The sequence below is a fragment of the Variovorax sp. YR634 genome, from assembly GCF_900106655.1.
GTDB lineage: Bacteria > Pseudomonadota > Gammaproteobacteria > Burkholderiales > Burkholderiaceae_C > Variovorax.
On record NZ_FNOL01000020.1, the window covers coordinates 82733 to 101691 of the forward strand.

At 66.3% G+C, this 18959-nt stretch carries 17 protein-coding genes; 10 read left to right on the forward strand and 7 right to left on the reverse strand.

Annotation, left to right across the window (positions count from 1 at the left end):
- Positions 1 to 56: 56 nt before the first annotated feature.
- The 4 genes from BLV60_RS26465 to BLV60_RS26480 all read left to right on the forward strand — a co-directional run bounded on the left by BLV60_RS26465 (position 57) and on the right by BLV60_RS26480 (position 4120).
- On the forward strand, positions 57 to 512 hold the full coding sequence (locus BLV60_RS26465; RefSeq protein ID WP_093058264.1) for a MarR family winged helix-turn-helix transcriptional regulator: 456 nt from the start codon (positions 57 to 59) through the stop codon (positions 510 to 512).
- A 103-nt stretch (positions 513 to 615) separates the two neighbouring features.
- Positions 616 to 1932 carry an MFS transporter gene (locus tag BLV60_RS26470; protein ID WP_093058265.1) on the forward strand — a complete coding sequence of 439 codons (1317 nt, stop codon included), beginning with the start codon at positions 616 to 618 and terminating at the stop codon, positions 1930 to 1932.
- A gap of 19 nt (positions 1933 to 1951) precedes the next feature.
- Positions 1952 to 3373: an MATE family efflux transporter gene (locus BLV60_RS26475; protein WP_093058266.1), complete on the forward strand. Its 1422-nt coding sequence runs from the start codon at positions 1952 to 1954 to the stop codon at positions 3371 to 3373.
- A 39-nt stretch (positions 3374 to 3412) separates the two neighbouring features.
- The gene (locus BLV60_RS26480) at positions 3413 to 4120 is read left to right on the forward strand and encodes an SDR family oxidoreductase (RefSeq protein ID WP_093058267.1); all 708 of its coding nucleotides are present in this window, start codon (positions 3413 to 3415) and stop codon (positions 4118 to 4120) included.
- A 33-nt stretch (positions 4121 to 4153) separates the two neighbouring features.
- Here BLV60_RS26480 and BLV60_RS26485 read toward each other — a convergent pair whose 3' ends face one another.
- From BLV60_RS26485 to BLV60_RS26505, 5 genes are all read right to left on the reverse strand, one after another.
- Positions 4154 to 4468, reverse strand: a complete 315-nt coding sequence (locus tag BLV60_RS26485) for a hypothetical protein (RefSeq protein ID WP_093058268.1) — start codon at positions 4466 to 4468, stop codon at positions 4154 to 4156.
- 196 nt (positions 4469 to 4664) lie between these two features.
- The gene (locus BLV60_RS26490; protein ID WP_093058269.1) at positions 4665 to 5417 is read right to left on the reverse strand and encodes an aldolase; all 753 of its coding nucleotides are present in this window, start codon (positions 5415 to 5417) and stop codon (positions 4665 to 4667) included.
- Positions 5418 to 5445: 28 nt separating this feature from the next.
- The gene (locus BLV60_RS26495; protein WP_093058270.1) at positions 5446 to 6093 is read right to left on the reverse strand and encodes a 2-dehydro-3-deoxy-6-phosphogalactonate aldolase; all 648 of its coding nucleotides are present in this window, start codon (positions 6091 to 6093) and stop codon (positions 5446 to 5448) included.
- Positions 6090 to 6998, reverse strand: a complete 909-nt coding sequence (locus BLV60_RS26500; RefSeq protein WP_093058271.1) for a 2-dehydro-3-deoxygalactonokinase — start codon at positions 6996 to 6998, stop codon at positions 6090 to 6092. Before BLV60_RS26500 ends, BLV60_RS26495 begins: the two co-directional genes overlap by 4 nt.
- Before the next feature lies 1 nt (position 6999).
- Positions 7000 to 8736 carry an IlvD/Edd family dehydratase gene (locus BLV60_RS26505; RefSeq protein WP_093058272.1) on the reverse strand — a complete coding sequence of 579 codons (1737 nt, stop codon included), beginning with the start codon at positions 8734 to 8736 and terminating at the stop codon, positions 7000 to 7002.
- Positions 8737 to 8885: 149 nt separating this feature from the next.
- Here BLV60_RS26505 and BLV60_RS26510 point away from each other — a divergent pair, with 149 nt between their 5' ends.
- The 5 genes from BLV60_RS26510 (at position 8886) to BLV60_RS26530 (ending at position 13986) form a co-directional block, all read left to right on the forward strand.
- The gene (locus tag BLV60_RS26510; protein WP_093058273.1) at positions 8886 to 9629 is read left to right on the forward strand and encodes a FadR/GntR family transcriptional regulator; all 744 of its coding nucleotides are present in this window, start codon (positions 8886 to 8888) and stop codon (positions 9627 to 9629) included.
- Positions 9630 to 9740: 111 nt separating this feature from the next.
- Positions 9741 to 11123, forward strand: coding sequence for an ABC transporter substrate-binding protein (locus tag BLV60_RS26515; RefSeq protein ID WP_093058274.1), 1383 nt, complete (start codon positions 9741 to 9743; stop codon positions 11121 to 11123).
- Between the two features lie 43 nt (positions 11124 to 11166).
- A complete protein-coding gene (locus BLV60_RS26520) occupies positions 11167 to 12048 on the forward strand; it encodes a carbohydrate ABC transporter permease (protein WP_093058275.1) in 882 nt (293 codons plus the stop codon).
- Complete coding sequence (locus BLV60_RS26525; protein ID WP_093058276.1) at positions 12045 to 12896, forward strand: carbohydrate ABC transporter permease; 852 nt, start codon at positions 12045 to 12047, stop codon at positions 12894 to 12896. The genes BLV60_RS26520 and BLV60_RS26525 overlap by 4 nt, the downstream gene beginning before the upstream one ends.
- Positions 12897 to 12915: 19 nt before the next feature.
- Positions 12916 to 13986 (forward strand): ABC transporter ATP-binding protein, encoded by a 1071-nt coding sequence (locus BLV60_RS26530; protein ID WP_093058277.1) that lies wholly within the window; start codon positions 12916 to 12918, stop codon positions 13984 to 13986.
- Between the two features lie 10 nt (positions 13987 to 13996).
- Here the strand turns inward: BLV60_RS26530 and BLV60_RS26535 are convergent, their stop codons facing one another.
- Entirely contained in the window at positions 13997 to 15037 is a 1041-nt protein-coding gene (locus BLV60_RS26535) for an endonuclease/exonuclease/phosphatase family protein (RefSeq protein WP_093058278.1), read from the reverse strand.
- An 89-nt stretch (positions 15038 to 15126) separates the two neighbouring features.
- Complete coding sequence (locus tag BLV60_RS26540) at positions 15127 to 16938, reverse strand: DEAD/DEAH box helicase (protein WP_093058279.1); 1812 nt, start codon at positions 16936 to 16938, stop codon at positions 15127 to 15129.
- Positions 16939 to 17226: 288 nt separating this feature from the next.
- On the opposite strand from BLV60_RS26540, the gene ettA reads away from it, so the two are divergent.
- A complete protein-coding gene (gene ettA / locus BLV60_RS26545) occupies positions 17227 to 18888 on the forward strand; it encodes an energy-dependent translational throttle protein EttA (RefSeq protein WP_093058280.1) in 1662 nt (553 codons plus the stop codon).
- Positions 18889 to 18959 lie beyond the last annotated feature (71 nt).

The following is an 18959-nucleotide window of genomic DNA, read 5'->3' on the forward strand; positions in this document are numbered from 1 at the left end:
GCTTTGGTGTAGGGTGGTAGTTGCATATGCAATAGTTGCACATACAATAATATCCCATGGACACCCCCACCAAGCCACGCGGCTGCACCAGCTTCAAGGTGCGCCAGCTTTCGCGCCGTCTTTCGCAGTTCTACGACGCCGAGGTGTCGAAGAGCGGCTTGAAGACCACGCAGTACTCGCTGCTGTCGAATCTCGCGCGGCTCGGCCCTTCGCGGCCGGTCGACCTGGCGGGCGAACTCAAGATGACCGCCTCGACCCTGAGCCGCAACCTGCAGCCGCTGATCGTCGCGGGCCTGGTCGCGCAGACCGCCGGCGCCGATGCGCGCAGCCGGCTGGTGCATGTCACGCCCGAGGGCGAAGAAAAACGGCGCGAGGCGCTGGCCCACTGGAAGACCGCGCAGCAAAAGCTCAATGCGCTGCTGGGTGTGGAGCGCGTGCTGGCGCTGCACCTGCTGATCGACGAGTCGATGGAACTGCTGGGCGCCGAAGACGTGCCCGACGGCGACGACTGACCCGCCCCTAACCGCTTTCCCAACACCGCGTCACGCGAGCAGTCACGCGCGGCTACCCGTTTTCCTTTTTTCCTCCACATCTCATTCCAACAGCAGAGGTCCCATGTTCGCCACCCCCGTTTCCGCATGGCTCCAGCGCCGCGGCATCCACTACGGATGGATCGTCGCCGCCATCACCTTCCTGACCATGCTGACCATGTCGGCCGCGCTGGGCCTGCCGGGCGCCATGCTGCAGCCGCTGGGCAAGGAGTTCGGCTGGAGCACCGAACAGATCTCCTCGGCGCTCGCGCTGCGTTTCGCGCTGTTCGGCCTCATGGGGCCGTTCGCCGCGGTGCTGATGGAACGCTACGGCCTGCGCGCGGTGATCTGCACCGGCCTTGCGCTCGTAGGCATGGGCATGGCGCTGGTCACCATGGCCTCGCAGCTGTGGCAGCTGTTCGTGCTGTGGAGCCTGATGCTGGGCCTGGGCACCGGCATGACGGCGCTGGTGCTCGGCGCGGTGGTGGCGAACCGGTGGTTCGTCGCGCGGCGCGGGCTGGTGATCGGCATGCTCACGGCCAGTTCTGCGACCGGGCAGCTGGCCTTCCTGCCGTTCGCGGCCTGGATGATCGAACACTGGGGCTGGCGCTCGGCCATCGTGCCGATCGTGATCGGCAGCATCCTCATCGGCGTGCTGGCGCTGTGCCTCATGCGCAACCGGCCTTCGGACATCGGCCTGCTGCCTTACGGTGAACTGCCCGGCACGCAGCCGGCAGCGCCGGCCGCCGCCGCGCCAGCGATGAACTTCGCCACGCCGTTCCGCGTGCTGAAGGAGGTGTCGACCAACCGCACCTTCTGGATCCTGGCCGGCACCTTCTTCATCTGCGGCCTGAGCACCAACGGACTCGTGCAGACGCACTTCATCTCGCTGTGCGGCGACAACGGCATGGGCGCGGTGCCCGCTGCCTCGGTGCTCGCGATGATGGGCGCCTTCGACTTCGTCGGCACCATCCTCTCGGGCTGGCTGTCGGACCGCTATGACAACCGCAAGCTGCTGTTCTGGTACTACGGCCTGCGCGGGCTGTCGCTGTTCTGGCTGCCGCATTCGGAGTTCACCATCTACGGCCTGGGCATCTTCGCGATGTTCTACGGCCTCGATTGGATCGCCACCGTGCCGCCGACCGTCAAACTCGCGGGCGCCGCCTTCGGCCCCGCCAAGGTCGGCCTGGTGTTCGGCTGGGTCTTTGCCGCGCACCAGCTGGGCGCCGCCACGGCTGCCTACGGCGCCGGCTTTGCTCGCACGCTGCTGCTGACCTACACACCGGCGCTCTACGCGGCCGGCGCGGCCTGCCTGGTGGCGGCGCTGATCGTGATGATGATCCGCCGCCCGGCGGCGAAGGCCGGCTCGCCGGTCACGCCTTCCGCCGCGGCCCGTGCCTGAACGCACCAGGGTTCCCGCCATGACCGCACCAAACAGCGCCACTGAACTCGACCCGCGCACGCGCCGCCTGCTCGAAGCCCCCATCGTTCCCACGCTGCTGCGCCTTGCTGCACCCAACGTGCTGGTGATGGTGGCGCAGGCCTCCGTCGGCCTCATCGAAACCTACTTCGTCGGCAAGCTCGGCACCAATGCGCTCGCGGGCATGGCACTGGTGTTCCCCATCGTCATGCTGATGCAGATGACATCGAGCGGCGCGATGGGAGGCGGCATCGCTTCGTCGATCGCCCGTGCGCTCGGCGCACGCCGCCGCGCCGATGCCGACGCGCTGGTGTGGCACGCCATCGTCATCGCGCTGGGCTTCGGCCTGTGCTTCACGCTGGCGCTGCTGCTGGGCGGGCGCTGGTTGTACGGAATCATGGGCGGCACCGGGGCCGCGCTCGACGCGGCGCTCACGTACTCGAACTGGGTGTTCGCGGGCGCGACGCTGGTGTGGCTCTTCAACTCGCTCTCGGCCATCATCCGCGGCACCGGCAACATGTCGGTGCCGGCCAACGTGACGGTGGTGGGCGTGGTGTTCCTCATTCCGGCGTCGCCGCTGCTGATCTTCGGCGTCGGGCCGCTGCCGGGCATGGGCATCGCGGGCGGCGCGATGGCGCTGCTGCTGTACTACCTGCTGGGCTCCATCGCGCTCATCGTCTACCTGCGCTCGCCGCGCAGTTTGCTGCGGCCCACGCTGGCCGCGCTCAAGCTGCGCTGGCCGCTGTTCCGCGACATCCTGCGCATCGGGCTGGTGGGCGCGGTGTCGACGGTGGCGACCAACCTGTCGATCGGCATTGCCACTGCGCTGACGGGGCACTTCGGCTCGGGCGCGCTGGCTGGCTACGGCACGGCCTCGCGGCTCGAATACCTGCTGGTGCCCCTGGTGTTCGGGCTGGGCGCGCCGCTGGTGGCGATGGTCGGCACCTGCATGGGCGCCGGGCAGCGCGAGCGTGCGCTGCGTGCCACCTGGGCCGGCGCGGCGCTGGCCTTTGCGCTGACCGAGACCATCGGCATTGCGGCCGCACTGTTCCCGCGCCCGTGGCTGCTGCTGTTCGGCAATGACCCAGCCATGCTCGAAACCGGCGCGCACTACCTGCGCGTGGTGGGGCCGCTGTATGGCTTCTTCGGTGTCGGGCTGGTGCTGTATTTCGCGTCGCAGGGCGCGGGGCGGCTGTTGTGGCCGGTGCTGGGCAACATCGCGCGCCTGGCGGTTGCCGGCACGGGCGGCTGGCTGGCGCTGCGCTGGGGCGGCGGGCTCACCGGCGTGTTCGCGGCGCAGGGCGTGGCACTCGTGGTGTACGGCATCGTGATCGCATCGGCCATCGCGGGCGGCGCCTGGTTCGGCCGCGTGGGCTGGCCGCGCACCACCAGCGGCCTGCTACGGCGCGTGGTGCAGGCCTGAGAACAGTTTTCAACGATTTCCATCAACGAAAGACTCATCATGAAAATCAAGGACTCCGTGGTCTTCATCACTGGCGCCAATCGCGGCCTCGGTCTCGCCTTTGCGAAGGCAGCGCTGGCAGCAGGCGCACGCAAGGTCTATGGCGCGGCGCGCGACCCCAAGAGCGTCACCTTGCCCGGCGTGACGCCAGTGGCACTCGACGTGACGCAGCCGGCGCAGATCGAAGCGGCCGTGCGTGCCTGCGGCGACGTCACGCTGCTCGTCAACAACGCGGGCATCTCGCGCGGTTCCAGCTTCCTCGGCTCGCCCGATGCGCTGGCTGCCGCTCGCGCTGAATTCGAAACCAACTTCTTCGGCCCCTGGGCGCTGACGCAGGCCTTCGCGCCCGTGCTCGCGGCCAATGGCGGCGGAGGTGTGATCAACGTGCTGTCGGCCCTGAGCTGGACCACCTTCCCGAGCGTGGCGACCTACAGCGCAACCAAGTCGGCGGCCTGGTCGCTGAGCAACGGCCTGCGCAACGAACTGGCCGGGCAGGGCACGCAGGTCACGAGCCTGCACGTGGGCTACATGGACACCGACATGGCCGCGCACGTGCAGGGCGACAAGTCCTCGCCGGACGACGTGGCGCGCCAGGCGCTGGCGGGCATTGAGGCGGGGCAGCCCGAGGTGCTGGCGGACGAAGTCTCGCGGCAGCTCAAGCAGACCCTGTCGAGCGCGACGCCGCCCTATGCGGGTTCCCCGGCCTGAACGAAAAACCCGGGCAAGCGGCCCGGGTCTTCATCAATAGCGATGGGGGTTGTTGGGCCGGCGGTCGTAACGGTTGGGCACACCGTCACCGTCGTTGTCCCGGCGGCCGCCATGGTGGCGGCGGTCATCCCAGCGGCGGTCGTAGTAGCCGTCGCGGCGATAACCGGGGCCGTAATAGTGGCGCGGCGGAGGCGGCGGTGCGTAGTAGCGGCGCGGAGGCGGCGGTGCGGGCACGACATACACCTGCGCCTGGATGAAGTTTCCGCTCGCATGGGCCTGGGCCGGAACGGTGAGCGTGGCCAGCGACAGAAGGGCCGCGGCGCCGAATGCAAAAGAAAGCTGTTTCATGTGATCCCCCGGTTGTGGTTGGAAGCCCCATCCTCGCGGCCTTGTGTGAAGTTGGTGTAAGGCTGGAGCGAAATCGGATGAAGAGCTGTAAGCGCCTTGCGCGCAGGACGTAGCAAGGCCAAGACACAATTGTGAATGGAGTTTGCACCGCGGAACATGTCCCGCGGATAGGCCATTGGCCGTATCGGCCGGAAGTTCAGCCGCGCGGGGCGGGCAGCATGCGGCGCAGGGCTTCGAAGAACAGGTCCGACTGCTCGCGCTCGCCCTGGATCTGCGCCGCCACGTGCGCGGCCAGCTTCGCGTTGACCGGCACCAGCGGACGCCCAGTCGACTGCGCGATCACCTGGTGCAGGCAGGCGCGCTCGAGGTAATAGAGGTCGTCGTAGGCGTGGGCGATGTTGCCGCCGGCCACGATCACGCCGTGGTTCGCCAGAAAGGCCACGTCCTTGCCCGCCATGGCGCGGGCGATGCGTTCACCCTCCGCGTCGTCGAGCGCGAGGCCGTTGTATTCGGCGTCGACGGCGATGCGGTTCATGTAGCGCATGGCGTTCTGGCTCGCGGTCGGGTCGAGCGCGCGGTCGACCGTGATCGTGAGCGCCGTGGCGTACGGCATGTGGCAGTGCAGCACGACCGCATGACCCGTGATGCGATGCACCGCGCCGTGGATGAAGAGGGCTGTGGGCTCCACGCGATGGCGCCCGGCGAGCACCTCGCCATGCACGTCGATCAGCACGATGTCGTCGGGGCCGATCTCGCTCCAGTGCAGCCCGCGCGGGTTGATGAGGTAGCGGTCTTGCGCGCCCGGCAGCATCACGCTGAAGTGGTTGCAGACGCCTTCGGACAGCCCGTGATGGGCGGCGGCGCGCAGGGCCAGGGCGAGGTCTTCGCGCAGCTTGCGGACGGCAGGGCTGGCGTAGGTGGCATCGGCGGACATCGAGGGGCTCTCCATTTTTCTTGTTGCGGAGGAAGGGCGTAGATCAGGCGAGGGTTGTGCCCGTCCAGGCCGCGATGAATTTCTTCGCATCGTCGCGCACCGCCGCGGCCTGCTTACCGGGCTTGTAGAGCGCTGAGCCGATGCCGAAGCCGGCTGCGCCGGCCGTGCGCCATTCGGCCATGTTCGCGGGCGTGATGCCGCCCACGGGCATCACCGGCGTGCCGGCCGGCAGCACGGCCAATAGCGCCTTCACCACGGCGGGCGAAGCCAGTTCGGCCGGGAACAGCTTGAGCCCGGTCGCGCCGGCCGCGAGCGCGCCGAAGGCCTCGGTCGGCGTCATCACGCCCGGCAGGCAGACCATGCCGAGCCGCACGGCTTCGGCGATGACTTCGGCGTTGAAGTTGGGCGAGACGATCAGCTCGCCGCCGGCCGCATGAACCTCGCGCACCTGCCGCGCGCCGAGCACCGTGCCGGCGCCGACCAGCGCCTGCGGAAAGCGCTTGCGCATCAGCGCGATGCTTTCCAGCGGCTGAGGCGAATTGAGCGGCACTTCGAGCAGCCGGAAGCCGGGCTCGACGATGGCGTCGCCGACATCGGCTGCCTCGGCGGGCGTGAGGCCGCGCAGGATCGCCACCAGTGGCAGCTCGCGCATCGCGGCGCCGAATTTGTCGAGGGGTGTGGGGGTGCTCATGCGGGAATTCTGTCGGAATCGAGAAAGCCGGACAGCGCATGCAGCCCGGCCCAGGTGGCTTCGGCCCCCAGCGTGCGCGTGGCAACGCCGGTGGCGCGCAGGGCCAGTGTGTAGCGCTGGGTGAGGGCGGACGAACCGATCAGGATCACCTCGCCGGCCGCCTGCAGCGACTGCGTGCGCAACTCTTCGCCGATCAGCAGGCCCGAGAGGTAGCTCGCGAGTTCTTCCTTCGGCATGCGCTCGAACAGCGCGAGCGTGCGCGTGCCGAAGGCGTTGTGCAGCAGGCCGTGCCCGTTCTCGGAGCGGGTCACACCTTCGAGGAACGAGGCTTCGTCGAGCGGTGCCGATGCATCGAGCGTGCGCGCCAGGATCGAGTGCTGGCTCAGCAGCGCATAGAACTCGCCCGTCATGTAGGTGCGAAAGCCCGCGACGCGGCCCCTTTTTACCGTGGCCCATTTGTTGTGCGTGCCGGGCAGCACGAAGACGCCTTCGCTCAGGCCGGTGAGCTCCATCGCGCCGAAGATCTGCACCTCTTCGCCGCGCATCACGTCGGGCACGCCGGCGTGCTCGTCGCTCAGGCCCGGCACGATCGCGATGCGGGCTCCGGGAATGGCATCGATGTCGATGATCTTGCGGCCCACTTCGACACGGCCCGCAGGGCAGGCGCAGTAGGGCGCTTCCACCCAGCCCTGCTTGCTGCCGGCCATGCCGGAGATCAGGCAGCGCGTGCCCTCAAGGCGCATCCAGTCGCCGAACAGCGTCTCGAAGACGGCGGGGAAACCGCCTTCGGGCACCGTGAGGATGCCGCGCGCATCGCTGCGTTCTTCCAGCACCTTGCCGCCGGCATCCAGCAGTGCGCCGCGCAGTGAACTCGTGCCCCAGTCGATTGCTACCAGTCTTGTCATCTCAGTGATTGTCGCGCGGCACGAATGCCCCGCGGCGACCACGCAGGAAGGCCAAGTCAGCCCCTTGGTCAGCCTGCAAAACTGTATCGACGTACAACTTCCAGTAACCAGAGTCGAGCGGCGCCTTCGGTGCCACCCACTTCGCACGGCGCTCGGCCAGTTCTTCGTCGCTCACATGCAGATGCAATTTGCGGTTCGGCACGTCGAGCTCGACGATGTCGCCGTCCTGCACCAGCGCCAGCGGGCCGCCCGCGGCCGCTTCGGGCGCGGTGTGCAGAACCACTGTGCCGTAGGCCGTGCCGCTCATGCGTGCATCGCTGATGCGGACCATGTCGGTGATGCCCTTGCGCAGCACCTTCGGCGGCAGCGGCATGTTGCCCGCTTCGGCCATGCCGGGGTAGCCCTTGGGGCCGCAGTTCTTGAGCACCATGATGCAGTGCTCGTCGATGTCGAGGTTCTCGTCGTCGATGCGCTTGTGCAGGTCTTCGGCGCTTTCGAACACCACCGCGCGGCCCTTGTGCACCAGCAGCTCGGGCGTGGCCGCGCTCGGCTTGATGATGGCGCCGTTGGGTGCGAGGTTGCCGCGCAGCACGCAGATGCCGGCCTTTTCCTTGAAGGGCTCCGCCAGCGTGCGGATGACTTGCGGGCCGTAGTTCTCGGCGTCCTTCACGTTCTCCCACAGGCTCTGGCCGGTGACAGTGAGGATGTCCTTGTGCAGGTGCTCGGCGATCTCCTTGATGACTACCGGCAGGCCGCCTGCGTAGCAGAAGTCTTCCATCAGGTACTGGCCCGAGGGTTGCAGGTTCACGAGGCAGGGCAGATCGGAGGCGAGACGGTCGAAGTCGTCGAGCGAGAGGTCGACGCCGATGCGGCCCGCAATGGCCAGCAGGTGGATCACGAGGTTGGTCGAGCCGCCGATGGCCGCGTTGACCTTGATCGCGTTCTCGATGGCCTGGCGCGTGAGGATCTTCGACATGTTCATGTCTTCATGCACCATGTCGACGATGCGTCTGCCCGCCTGGCGTGCCAGCACGTTGCGGCGGCCGTCCACGGCGGGGTAGGCCGCGTTGCCCGGCAGGCCGATGCCCAGCGACTCGACCATGCTGGCCATGGTGCTCGCGGTGCCCATCGTCATGCAGTGGCCGTGGCTGCGATGCATGCAGCTCTCGGCCTCGAAGAATTCCTGCAGCTTGAGCGTGCCGGCGCGCACCTGCTCGCTCATCTGCCACACGCCGGTGCCCGAGCCGAGCTCTTGCCCGCGCCACTTGCCCGAGAGCATCGGGCCGCCCGACACGCCGATGGTCGGCAGGTCGACGCTGGCCGCGCCCATCATGAGCGCGGGCGTGGTCTTGTCGCAGCCCATGAGCAGCACCACGCCGTCGAGCGGATTGCCGCGAATGCTTTCTTCCACGTCCATGCTCGCGAGGTTGCGATACAGCATGGCGGTGGGGCGCAGCAGCGTTTCGCCGAGCGACATCACGGGAAACTCGAGCGGGAAGCCGCCCGCTTCGTACACGCCGATCTTCACCTGCTCCGCGAGCGTGCGGAAGTGCGAATTGCAAGGCGTGAGTTCGCTGAAGGTGTTGCAGATGCCGATGACCGGGCGACCGTCGAACTGATCGTGCGGCACACCCTTGCCCTTCATCCAGCTGCGGTAGATGAAGCCGTCGCGGTCATGACGGCCGAACCATTGCTGGCTGCGAAGTTCACCGGGTTTTTTCTTTGGTGCGGTGCTCATGAAATGTCTCTCTTTGTTGTCGATGCGTGGGCTCGACCCTCAGGGTTTGTCCTGCCGATCCAGCGTTTCAATCATCATATGATAAGCGTGAACAATGCGCCGGAGCCTTAGTGTTTTCGAGCGGCGAGATACCAGATTTCACATCACACATGATCAAGAACATCCACGGTCGCACGCTCGAACTCCTCGGTGAAGCCGTGGTGGCGGGGCGCTATGCGATCGGCGCGTCGATCCCCTCCGAGCCCGTGCTCGGCGAGGAACTCGGCGTGAGCCGGACCGTGGTGCGCGAGGCCATCAAGTCGCTGGCGGCCAAGGGCCTGATCGTCACGGGGCCGAAGGTCGGCACGCGCGTGCTGCCCAAGGACAAGTGGAACTGGTTCGATCCCGACGTCATTACCTGGCAGGCGCGCGCGGGGCTCACGCCCGAGTTCCTGCGCGACCTGCAGGACCTGCGCCGCGTGGTGGAGCCGGCGGCAGTAAGGCTCGCGGCCGAGCGGGCCACGGCCACCGACATCGAGGAAATAGAAAGCGCCTTCGCGGGCATGAAGGAAGCCGTGGAGAACGGCGGCGACTACGTCACCTTCGACCTGCGCTTTCACAACGGCCTGCTGAGTGCCGCGGGCAACCGCATGCTGTCGCAGATGAGCAAGGTGCTCAACGCGCTGCTGCGCACCAGCTTCGAGATTTCGACCACCAAGCCCGACGGCCCCACGCTTTCGCTGCCGCTGCATCGCGCGGTGCTCGACGCGGTGATCGCGCACGACCCGGCCAGGGCCGAGCTCGCGATCATCCGTCTCATCGACGGCGCGCGCCAGGACATCGAGGACGTGCTGGGCTCGCGCCGACGATTGCCGCGCCTGAGCAGACCACCGCCCAGGCTCAAGGCCAGTTAGCTGGCCGCATCGGCGCCGTCTACGCGTTTGTCCGCAGTTCGCATCCGGTTCTTTCACCCTACGCTCGCGCCCCGAGCAAATTCCACCCAAGAGAAGAAGGAGACACCAACCATGAAACTCGTCAAGTCGCTGATTGCGCCGACGCTGGTCGCGCTGGGCCTGCTGTCGGCAGGCCACGCTGCCGCGCAGGAAAAACTCACCGTATGGTGGGTCAAGGGCTTCTACAAGGCGGAGGACGACGCGCTGTTCGCCGCCATCAAGAAGTTCGAGGAGAAGAACAAGAACGTGAAGATCGAACTGTCGCAGTACCCGATCCAGGACATGATCCCCAAGACCGTGTCCGCGCTCGACTCGGGCAGCCCGCCAGACGTGGCGTACGCCGACGTGTACGACTTCCAGGTCACCGGCAAGTGGGCCTACGACGGCAAGCTCGAAGACATCAGCAGCGTGCTCACGCCCATGAAGGACCGCTTCGCGCCCAACACGCTGGAGACCACCTACCTCTACAACGAGCAGACCAAGACCAAGGCCTACTACGCCTTCCCGATCAAGCAGCAGACGATGCACATCGAGTACTGGCGCGACATGCTGGCCGAGGCGGGCTTCAAGGAGTCGGACATCCCGACCACCTGGAAGGAGTATTGGTCGTTCTGGTGCGACAAGGTGCAGCCCGCCAGCCGCAAGGAAAGCGGCAAGCGCAACTTCGGCATCGGCATGCCGATGGGCGTTGATTCGAGCGATGCGTTCTATTCCTTCCTGACCTTCATGGACGCCTACAACGTCAAGCTGGTGGACGACAACGGCAAGCTGCTGGTCGACGACCCGAAGGTTCGCACCGGCCTGATCGGCGCCATGACCGACTACACCACGCCCTACACCAAGGGTTGCACGCCGCCTTCTTCCACCAGCTGGAAGGACCCGGACAACAACGTCGCCTTCCACAACAAGACGACCGTGATGACGCACAACGCGACCATCTCCATTGCCGCCAAGTGGCTCGACGATTCGAACAACGCCTCGCTCACGACCGAGCAGCGTGAAGAAGCGCGCAAGAACTACACCGAGCGCATCCGCACGGCAGGCTTTCCGAGCAAGCCCGACGGCAGCAAGATGGTCTACCGCACGGCCGTGAAGACCGGCGTGGTGTTCAAGGACGCGAAGAACAAGGCCCGTGCCAAGGAGTTCGTCACCTTCCTGCTGCAGGAAGAAAACCTGACGCCGTACGTCGAGGGTTCGCTGGGCCGCTGGTTCCCCGTAACCAAGACCGCGCAGCAGCGTGACTTCTGGAAGGCCGACCCGCATCGCCTCTCGGTCTACAACCAGTATGCCGCCGGCACCGTGACCTTCGAATTCACCAAGAACTACAAGTTCACCGTGCTGAACAACGAGAACGTCTGGGCCAAGGCCATGAGCCGCGTCGTGACCGACAAGGTGCCGGTGGACAAGGCCGTGGACGAGATGATCGCGCGCATCAAGACGGTGGCGGGGCAGTAAGCCGCGCACGCACGGCACCCGTCAACAACAGCAGCTGCATGCCATGAGCGCCACTGCCACCGCCGCCGCGTCGACCACACCGGCGCCTGTCGTCAATCTCGGGGCGCGGCATGCGCGCTGGCAGTTCTGGGGCGCGGTCATGGTCGTGCCCTACCTGCTGGTGTTCGTGGTGTTCGTGCTGTACCCGGTGGGCTACGGGCTTTGGCTCGCCCGCCATCCGCAAAGCTACGTGAAGCTGGTCGAAGACCCGATCTTCTTCCGCTCCGTGATCAACACGGCCATCTTCCTGGTCGTGGCGATCAACCTCAAGATGCTCGTGGCGTTGGTGCTCTCGGGCTTCTTCGTAACGTCTCGCTGGTGGATCAAGATCATTTCGGCGATCTTCATCCTCCCGTGGGCGATGCCCTCGATTCCGACCATCCTGTCGATCCGCTTCATGCTGAACCCGGAGTGGGGCGTGATCAACAGCACCATCTTTCGCCTGACCGGCGCCGATGGTCCCAACTGGCTCAACGACCCTGCGCTGGCGCTGAGCTTCGCGATGGTGGTGCACGTGTGGAAGTCGCTGCCGTTCTGGACGCTCATCCTCGTGGCGGGGCGGCTGGCCATTCCCACCGAGCAATATGAAGCGGCTTCGGTCGATGGAGCCTCGTCGTGGCAGAAGTTCCGCTTCGTGAGCTGGCCTGCGCTCAAGACGCTCTACATCACATCGCTGATCCTCTCGATGATCTGGACGCTGGGCGACTTCAACAGCGTCTATCTGCTCACCGGTGGTGGCCCCGCCGACCTGACGCACGTGCTCGCCACGCTGGGCATCCGCTACCTGCGGCTCGACCAGGTCGACCTGTCGATGGCATCCATCGTGGTGGCCTTGCCACTCGTGCTGCCGCTCGTGTACTTCATGATGAAGAGGCTCTCGAAATGAAGCGCTGGACCCCCAAGGCCGTGGCGACAGAGGCCAAGCTGCTGCTCATCGGCATTCCGGTGCTGCTGTGGACGCTGATCCCGGTCTATCACATGGTGCTGTTCGCGATCTCGTCGAAAGATTCCGCAACCTCGGGCCACCTGTGGCCCAAGAATCCGACGCTGGACAACTTCCGCATCGTGTTCCAGCAGAAGCACTTCTACCTCGACCACTTCTGGCTGCAGCTGTGGAACTCGCTGCTGATCGCGGTGTCGGTAGGTGCGATCACGCTCTTCGTGGCAACCACGGCAGCCTTCGCGATCAGCCGGCTGCGCGTGCGTGGCGGGCGCACGGTGATGAACCTGGCGCTGTTCACGTACTTCATTCCGGCGGCGTTCCTGGCCGTGCCCATGTACAAGACCATGGGCAACTACGGGCTGCTCAACAGCCAGTGGGCGCTGATCCTCGCGATGGTGACCATCGCCTCGCCGTACTGCATCTGGGTGCTGAAGCAGGCGTCGGACAAGCTGCCCTACGAGCTCGACGAAGCCGCGCGCATGGACGGCGCCTCGCCGCTGCAGCTGTTCCGCCTCGTGTACCTGCCGCTGATGGTGCCGTCCCTGGTGGCTGTGGGCACATATTCGCTGCTGCTGGCCTGGAACGAGTACCTCTATGCCTTCCTGCTGCTGTCGAACGACAAGAGCGTGACGCTGGCGGTGGCGCTGGGCAATTTCCTGTCGGCCGATGATTCGCCGTGGGAGCTGCTGATGGCCACCGGCCTCATCTACGCACTGCCGCCCGCGGCCATCTATTACGCATTCAAGCGCTACATGGTCGGCGGCCTGACCGCCGGCGCCGTCAAGAGCTGAACGATTTCAGGGACAACACATGGCATCCGTATCCTTTCGCAATATCGAGAAATCCTTCGGCAAGGTCCAGATCATCAAGGGCCTGGGCTTCGACATCACCGACGGCGAGTTCGTCGTGCTGGTCGGCCCTTCGGGCTGCGGCAAGTCGACGCTGCTGCGCATGCTCGCGGGCCTGGAAGACATCAGCGGCGGCGAGATCGTCATCGACGGCCGCGTGGTCAACGACCTCGAGTCGAAGGACCGCGACATCGCGATGGTGTTCCAGAGCTACGCGCTGTACCCGCACATGACGGTGGGCGAGAACATGGGCTTCAGCCTGCGGCTGCGCAACGCCGAGAAGTCGGTGACCGACGAGCGCGTGGCCAGGGCCGCAAAAATTCTCAACCTCGACGCGCTGCTGGGCCGCTACCCGCGCGAGCTCTCGGGCGGCCAGCGCCAGCGTGTGGCCATGGGCCGCGCCATCGTGCGCGACCCGAAGGTTTTCCTGTTCGACGAGCCGCTGTCGAACCTCGACGCCAAGCTGCGTGTGGCAATGCGCGCCGAGATCAAGGCGCTGCACCAGCGCCTGAAGACCACCACCGTCTATGTGACGCACGACCAGATCGAGGCCATGACCATGGCCGACCGCATCGTCGTGATGCACGACGGCATCGTCGAGCAGATCGGCACTCCGCTGGACCTGTACGACCGGCCCGACAACCTGTTCGTCGCGCAGTTCATCGGTTCGCCGTCGATGAACGTCATCGAAGGCACGGTGCGGCGTTCGGGCGGCGACTGCTGGGTCGAATCGCAGGGCGCGCGCTGGCCGGTTCCCATCGGCACCTCGGCGCCAGACGGCCAGCCGGTGCACTACGGCATCCGACCCGGCGACATGACGCTCGGCGGCGGCTCGCACGGCGTGGAGGCCAGGGTGATCGTGGTCGAGCCCACGGGCGCGGAGACCGAACTGCTGGTGCAGGTCGGCGAAGCCAAGCTGGTGCTCGCAGTGCATGGCCGCGTCGATGCTGGACCCGACGACACGGTGCGGCTGGCCATCGAGGCCGAGAGCGTGCACATGTTCGACCGGCAGACCGGCCGGCGCATGGGCTGAGTCGCCTGGGTCAGGCCGTGCGCAGCCGCAGCAGGGCGCGCACGAAGCCGTGGTCGGAGCGCGAGCGGTCGCGCCCTTCGTGCAGGTGATCGTTGAAGTAGTCGACACGCCGCACGTCGCCAAGGCTGTGCCGGCTGCTGGCGACGAACTCCTCGCTCACGAGAATCTGGTCGAGCACATCCGGAAAGCCCTGGTGGATGTGCGAGTACGCCACGTCCTTCTTGAGCGCCGACTCGCCCTGCATCTCGTAGGCGTTGAACAAGGCCACGTCGCGCGCGGCCTTGTCGTAGGCCACTTCGGAGGTAGCCGCCACGAGCTGCGTCGTCACGCTGTGCGGGTTGTCGTTGAAGTCGCCCATCACCACGAGCGGTACGTTCGTGCCCTGCAGCAGATCGATGACGATGCAGCGCAGGGCCGCGGCCTCCGCGCCGCGCATCAGCAGCGAGCGCAGCGACGCCATCACGCCGATCTTGCGGTCGTCGCGGTCCTCGAGGTGGTTGCCCTGCGCGTCCTGCAGGAACTTCGGGCGCTTGGACTTCAGGTGCACCGTGAGCACATGCACCTGCTGGCCGTGCTTCATGCGCACCGTGACCAGCAGGGGCGGCCGTTCGAAGCGTGTGTGTGGACCGAGGCCGGGCACATCGACGCCGAAGCCCGGCGGAAAGTCGACGAAGGAGCGGACCTCGTCCACCATCAGCCGCGTGACGATGCCTACGCGCGGCGTGCCTTGTGCGCCAGTTCTCGCAGGCGTGCCCTCGGGGCTGCCGGGCGGTGGTGTGTTTTCGGCGCCGGGCACCGAGACGAAGTCGTAGCGCAGGCCGCTGCGCGCGATGGCCGCCTTCAGCGCCGATTCGTCCCACACCTCCTGCACCGCCAGCACGTCGGCATTGAGCGCATGAAAGCGCTCGCCGGTCCAGTCGATCTTTCGCTCGTACTCGCGCTCGGTGTAGGCGTCCTGGTTCTCGTAGTACACGCGGTTCGGGGCCGCGAGATTGAGGAGGTTGCAGGTGGCTACGAAGAGGGTGGCGTAGTTGGGTGGGATGTATTGCATGGCGGAACGATTGTGCCGATGCACCAAAGAAAAAGGGCACCGAGGTGCCCTTTCTTCATGTTCCGGGGCAGGTGCTCTGCCCGTGGATATCAGCGACCGAACGAACGTCCGCCGCCACCGCCACCCGAGCGGTTGCCACCACCGCCGCCGTAGCCGCCGCCACCACCCGAACGGCCACCGCCGCCCGAACGATTGCCGCCGTAGCCACCACCGCCGCCGCCACCCGGACGACCGCGTCCGCGGCCGCCACCCATGTGGTCGACGCTCGTGCGCAACGGATCCGGCTGGCCGGCGCCGCCTGCGACCGCTTCGGCGCGCAGGTGCGCGACCTGGTTGGCTTGCGTCGGGCTGTGGCTGTTGCCGTGATGGCGCGGTTGGCGCTCGTCATGCGGCAGATGGCCTTGTTGGTGCTGCGGGGCATGGTGCGGCGTGCGTGCCGGACCTTGCGGGCCGCGGCCTTGCGGCGGGCGAGCGCCCTGGCCGCGCGGACCCTGGCCTTGGCCTTGTCCGCCGCCGTTGTTGGCGTTGCGGCCTTGACCGCCACCGCCCTGGCCGCCACCGCGGCGCTGACCGCCGCCATTGCCGCCACCACCGCCACCGCCAGCACCCTGGCCGGCCTTGTTCTCGCGGATGCGCTGCAGCATCTCGGTGCGGGCAGCCTTGGCGGCTGCCTGCATCACGTCGCGGCTCGGGGGACGACCAGCGCCGCCCCAGATGGTCTGGCGGCCCATGGCGATGGGCTCGGCGCGTTCGCCTTCTTCAGGACCGAAGCCGTCGACGATCTGCACGGGAATCGTCTGCTTGGTGAAGCGTTCGATTTCCTGCATGAAGCCTTCTTCGTCCAGGCACACGAAGCTCACGGCCTCGCCGCTCGAACCGGCACGGCCGGTGCGGCCGATGCGGTGAACGTAGTCTTCGCTGACGTTCGGGATCTCGTAGTTCACGACGTGCGGCAGCTCATCGATGTCGATGCCGCGGGCCGCGATGTCGGTGGCCACCAGCGCGCGGATGTCGCCGCTCTTGAAGCCGGCCAGCGCCTGCGTGCGCGCGCTCTGGCTCTTGTTGCCGTGCAGCGCCATCGCCTCGATGCCGTTCTTGGTGAGGAATTCGGCCACGCTGTTGGCGCCGAACTTGGTGCGCGTGAACACGAGCACCTGGCTCCACTTGTTCTCGTTGATGATGTGCGCGAGCAGCGCCTTCTTCTTGCCGCGGCCCACGGGGTGGATCACCTGGGTGATGCGCTGCACGGTGGTGTTGCGAGGCGTGACCTGGATGCTTTGCGGATTCTTCAGCAGCGTGGCTGCGAGGTCGCGGATCTCGTCGCTGAAGGTGGCCGAGAACAGCAGGCTCTGCTTTTCCCTGGGCACCAGGGCCAGGATCTTCTTCACGTCATGGATGAAGCCCATGTCCAGCATGCGGTCGGCTTCGTCCAGGATCAGCATCTGGACCTGGCTCAGGTCGAGCATGCCTTGCTGCTGCAGGTCGAGCAGGCGGCCGGGGGTGGCCACGAGGATGTCGACGCCCTTCTTGAGCTTGCTGATCTGCGGGTTCATGCCGACACCGCCGAAGATCACGGTGGAGTCGAGCTGCAGGTACTTGCCGTAGGTGCGCACCGACTCTTCGACCTGGGCCGCGAGTTCGCGCGTGGGGGTCAGCACAAGGGCGCGGATACCGGTGCCGCCGAACTTGTTGGTGGCGCTGCGGCTCATGCTGAGCTTGTGCAGCATCGGCAGCGTGAAGGCGGCCGTCTTGCCGGTGCCGGTCTGGGCGCCGCCCAGCAGGTCGTGGCCTTCGAGAACCGCGGGAATGGCTTGCGCCTGGATGGGGGTGGGGGTGTCGTAGCCGTGCTCGTGCACAGCCTTCAAGATGGCGGGGGCCAGCTTCAGTTCGTCAAAATTCATTGGAAACAATAAGCGCCATACACGGCGCAGTGGCATCGGCCCGCCAGGCGTCTTGTTGACACCGAGCCAGTCAAGGCAGATGAAGGTCAGGGGTGGGAGCCGAAAAACCCGTCGTGATAAAGGGCTTTCTTCGTCCCCGGCAGAGAGCCGGTGTTGCGGGCAACTGGACCCGGCAACGGGGCCTATTGTCGCATGAGTCGATAATCGGTGGTTTGCCGCGCCTGAATGCCCGCATTCCGGCCGCCGCGCTTTCCCTGAATCCCCGCTACCCAAGGTAACTACCCACACATGGCTCAATACGTCTATTCGATGAACCGTGTCAGCAAGACCGTGCCGCCCAAGCGGCAGCTCTTGAAAGACATTTCGCTCTCTTTCTTCCCCGGCGCCAAGATCGGCGTGCTCGGCCTGAACGGCTCGGGCAAGTCCACGCTGCTCAAGATCATGGCGGGTGTGGACAAGGAATTCGAGGGCGAGGCGCTGCCCATGCCGGGGATGACGATCGGCTATCTGGAGCAGGAACCCAAGCTCAACACCGAGCACACGGTGCGCGAGTCGGTCGAAGAGTCCATGGGCGCGGTGTTCGCGGCCAAGGCGCGCCTCGAAGAGGTGTACATCGCCTATGGTGCCGAAGACGCCGACTTCGACGCGCTGGCGGCCGAGCAGGCCCAGCTCGAAGCCATCATCGCCACCGCCGGCACCGATTCCGAACACCAGCTCGAAATTGCCGCCGACGCCCTGCGCCTGCCGGCCTGGGACGCCAAGATCGGCGTGCTGTCGGGCGGCGAAAAGCGCCGCGTGGCACTGTGTCGCCTGCTGCTGAGCAAGCCCGACATGCTGCTGCTCGACGAACCGACCAACCATTTGGACGCCGAATCTGTCGAATGGCTCGAAGTGTTCCTGCAGCGCTTCACGGGCACCGTGGTGGCCATCACCCACGATCGCTACTTCCTCGACAACGCGGCCGAGTGGATCCTGGAAATGGACCGTGGTCGCGGCATTCCCTGGAAGGGCAACTACAGCACCTGGCTCGAGCAGAAGGGCGAACGCCTGGCGCAGGAGCAGAAGAGCGAAGAAGCCCACGCCAAGGCGCTGAAGAAGGAGCTGGAGTGGTCGCGCCAGAACCCGAAGGCACGCCAGGCCAAGAGCAAATCCCGCCTGGCCCGCTTCGAAGAGCTGAGCGACATGGAATACCAGAAGCGCAACGAGACCCAGGAAATCTTCATTCCGGTGGCGGAGCGGCTGGGTCAGCAGGTGTTCGAGTTCCACGGCGTCAGCAAGTCCTTCGGCGACCGCATGCTGATCGACAACCTGAGCTTCACCGTGCCGCCGGGCGCCATCGTCGGCATCATCGGCCCGAACGGCGCCGGCAAGTCGACGCTGTTCAAGCTGCTCGCGGGCAAGGAAAAGCCGGATTCGGGCGAGGTCGTCATCGGCCAGACCGTGAAGATGGCTTTCGTCGACCAGCATCGCGACGAACTGGCCAACCAGAAGACCGTGTGGGAAGACATCTCGAACGGCCTCGACATCATCAACGTCGGCAAGTTCCAGATGGCCAGCCGCGCGTATGCGGGCCGCTTCAACTTCAACGGCGCCGACCAGCAGAAGAAGGTCGGCACGCTGTCGGGCGGTGAACGCGGCCGCCTGCACCTGGCCAAGACGCTGATCGCGGGCGGCAACGTGCTGCTGCTTGACGAACCGTCGAACGACCTCGACGTGGAAACGCTGCGCGCGCTCGAAGACGCGCTGCTCGAATTCGCCGGCACGGTCATGGTGATCAGCCATGACCGCTGGTTCCTCGACCGTATCGCCACGCACATCCTGGCCGCCGAAGGCGACAGCCAGTGGACCTTCTTCGACGGCAACTACCAGGAGTACGAAGCCGACAAGAAGAAGCGCCTCGGCGAAGAAGGCGCAAAACCCAAGCGCATGCGCTACAAGGCCCTGAAATAAGGCTCACCCCCAGGCTGCGCGCAGTTCGTGTCGCTTCTCCTTCCCCCTGCCGGGGGAGGGTTGGGTGGGGG

Coding starts and splice junctions, on each gene's coding strand:
- BLV60_RS26475 (WP_093058266.1), top strand. CDS start 1,952: ATGACCGCACCAAACAGCGCCACTGAACTCGACCCGCGCACGCGCCGC.
- BLV60_RS26520 (WP_093058275.1), top strand. CDS start 11,167: ATGAGCGCCACTGCCACCGCCGCCGCGTCGACCACACCGGCGCCTGTC.
- BLV60_RS26485 (WP_093058268.1), bottom strand. CDS start 4,468: ATGAAACAGCTTTCTTTTGCATTCGGCGCCGCGGCCCTTCTGTCGCTG.
- BLV60_RS26535 (WP_093058278.1), bottom strand. CDS start 15,037: ATGCAATACATCCCACCCAACTACGCCACCCTCTTCGTAGCCACCTGC.
- BLV60_RS26470 (WP_093058265.1), top strand. CDS start 616: ATGTTCGCCACCCCCGTTTCCGCATGGCTCCAGCGCCGCGGCATCCAC.
- BLV60_RS26540 (WP_093058279.1), bottom strand. CDS start 16,938: ATGAATTTTGACGAACTGAAGCTGGCCCCCGCCATCTTGAAGGCTGTG.
- BLV60_RS26500 (WP_093058271.1), bottom strand. CDS start 6,998: ATGACAAGACTGGTAGCAATCGACTGGGGCACGAGTTCACTGCGCGGC.
- BLV60_RS26505 (WP_093058272.1), bottom strand. CDS start 8,736: ATGAGCACCGCACCAAAGAAAAAACCCGGTGAACTTCGCAGCCAGCAA.
- BLV60_RS26530 (WP_093058277.1), top strand. CDS start 12,916: ATGGCATCCGTATCCTTTCGCAATATCGAGAAATCCTTCGGCAAGGTC.
- BLV60_RS26525 (WP_093058276.1), top strand. CDS start 12,045: ATGAAGCGCTGGACCCCCAAGGCCGTGGCGACAGAGGCCAAGCTGCTG.
- ettA (WP_093058280.1), top strand. CDS start 17,227: ATGGCTCAATACGTCTATTCGATGAACCGTGTCAGCAAGACCGTGCCG.
- BLV60_RS26510 (WP_093058273.1), top strand. CDS start 8,886: ATGATCAAGAACATCCACGGTCGCACGCTCGAACTCCTCGGTGAAGCC.
- BLV60_RS26495 (WP_093058270.1), bottom strand. CDS start 6,093: ATGAGCACCCCCACACCCCTCGACAAATTCGGCGCCGCGATGCGCGAG.
- BLV60_RS26480 (WP_093058267.1), top strand. CDS start 3,413: ATGAAAATCAAGGACTCCGTGGTCTTCATCACTGGCGCCAATCGCGGC.
- BLV60_RS26490 (WP_093058269.1), bottom strand. CDS start 5,417: ATGGAGAGCCCCTCGATGTCCGCCGATGCCACCTACGCCAGCCCTGCC.
- BLV60_RS26515 (WP_093058274.1), top strand. CDS start 9,741: ATGAAACTCGTCAAGTCGCTGATTGCGCCGACGCTGGTCGCGCTGGGC.
- BLV60_RS26465 (WP_093058264.1), top strand. CDS start 57: ATGGACACCCCCACCAAGCCACGCGGCTGCACCAGCTTCAAGGTGCGC.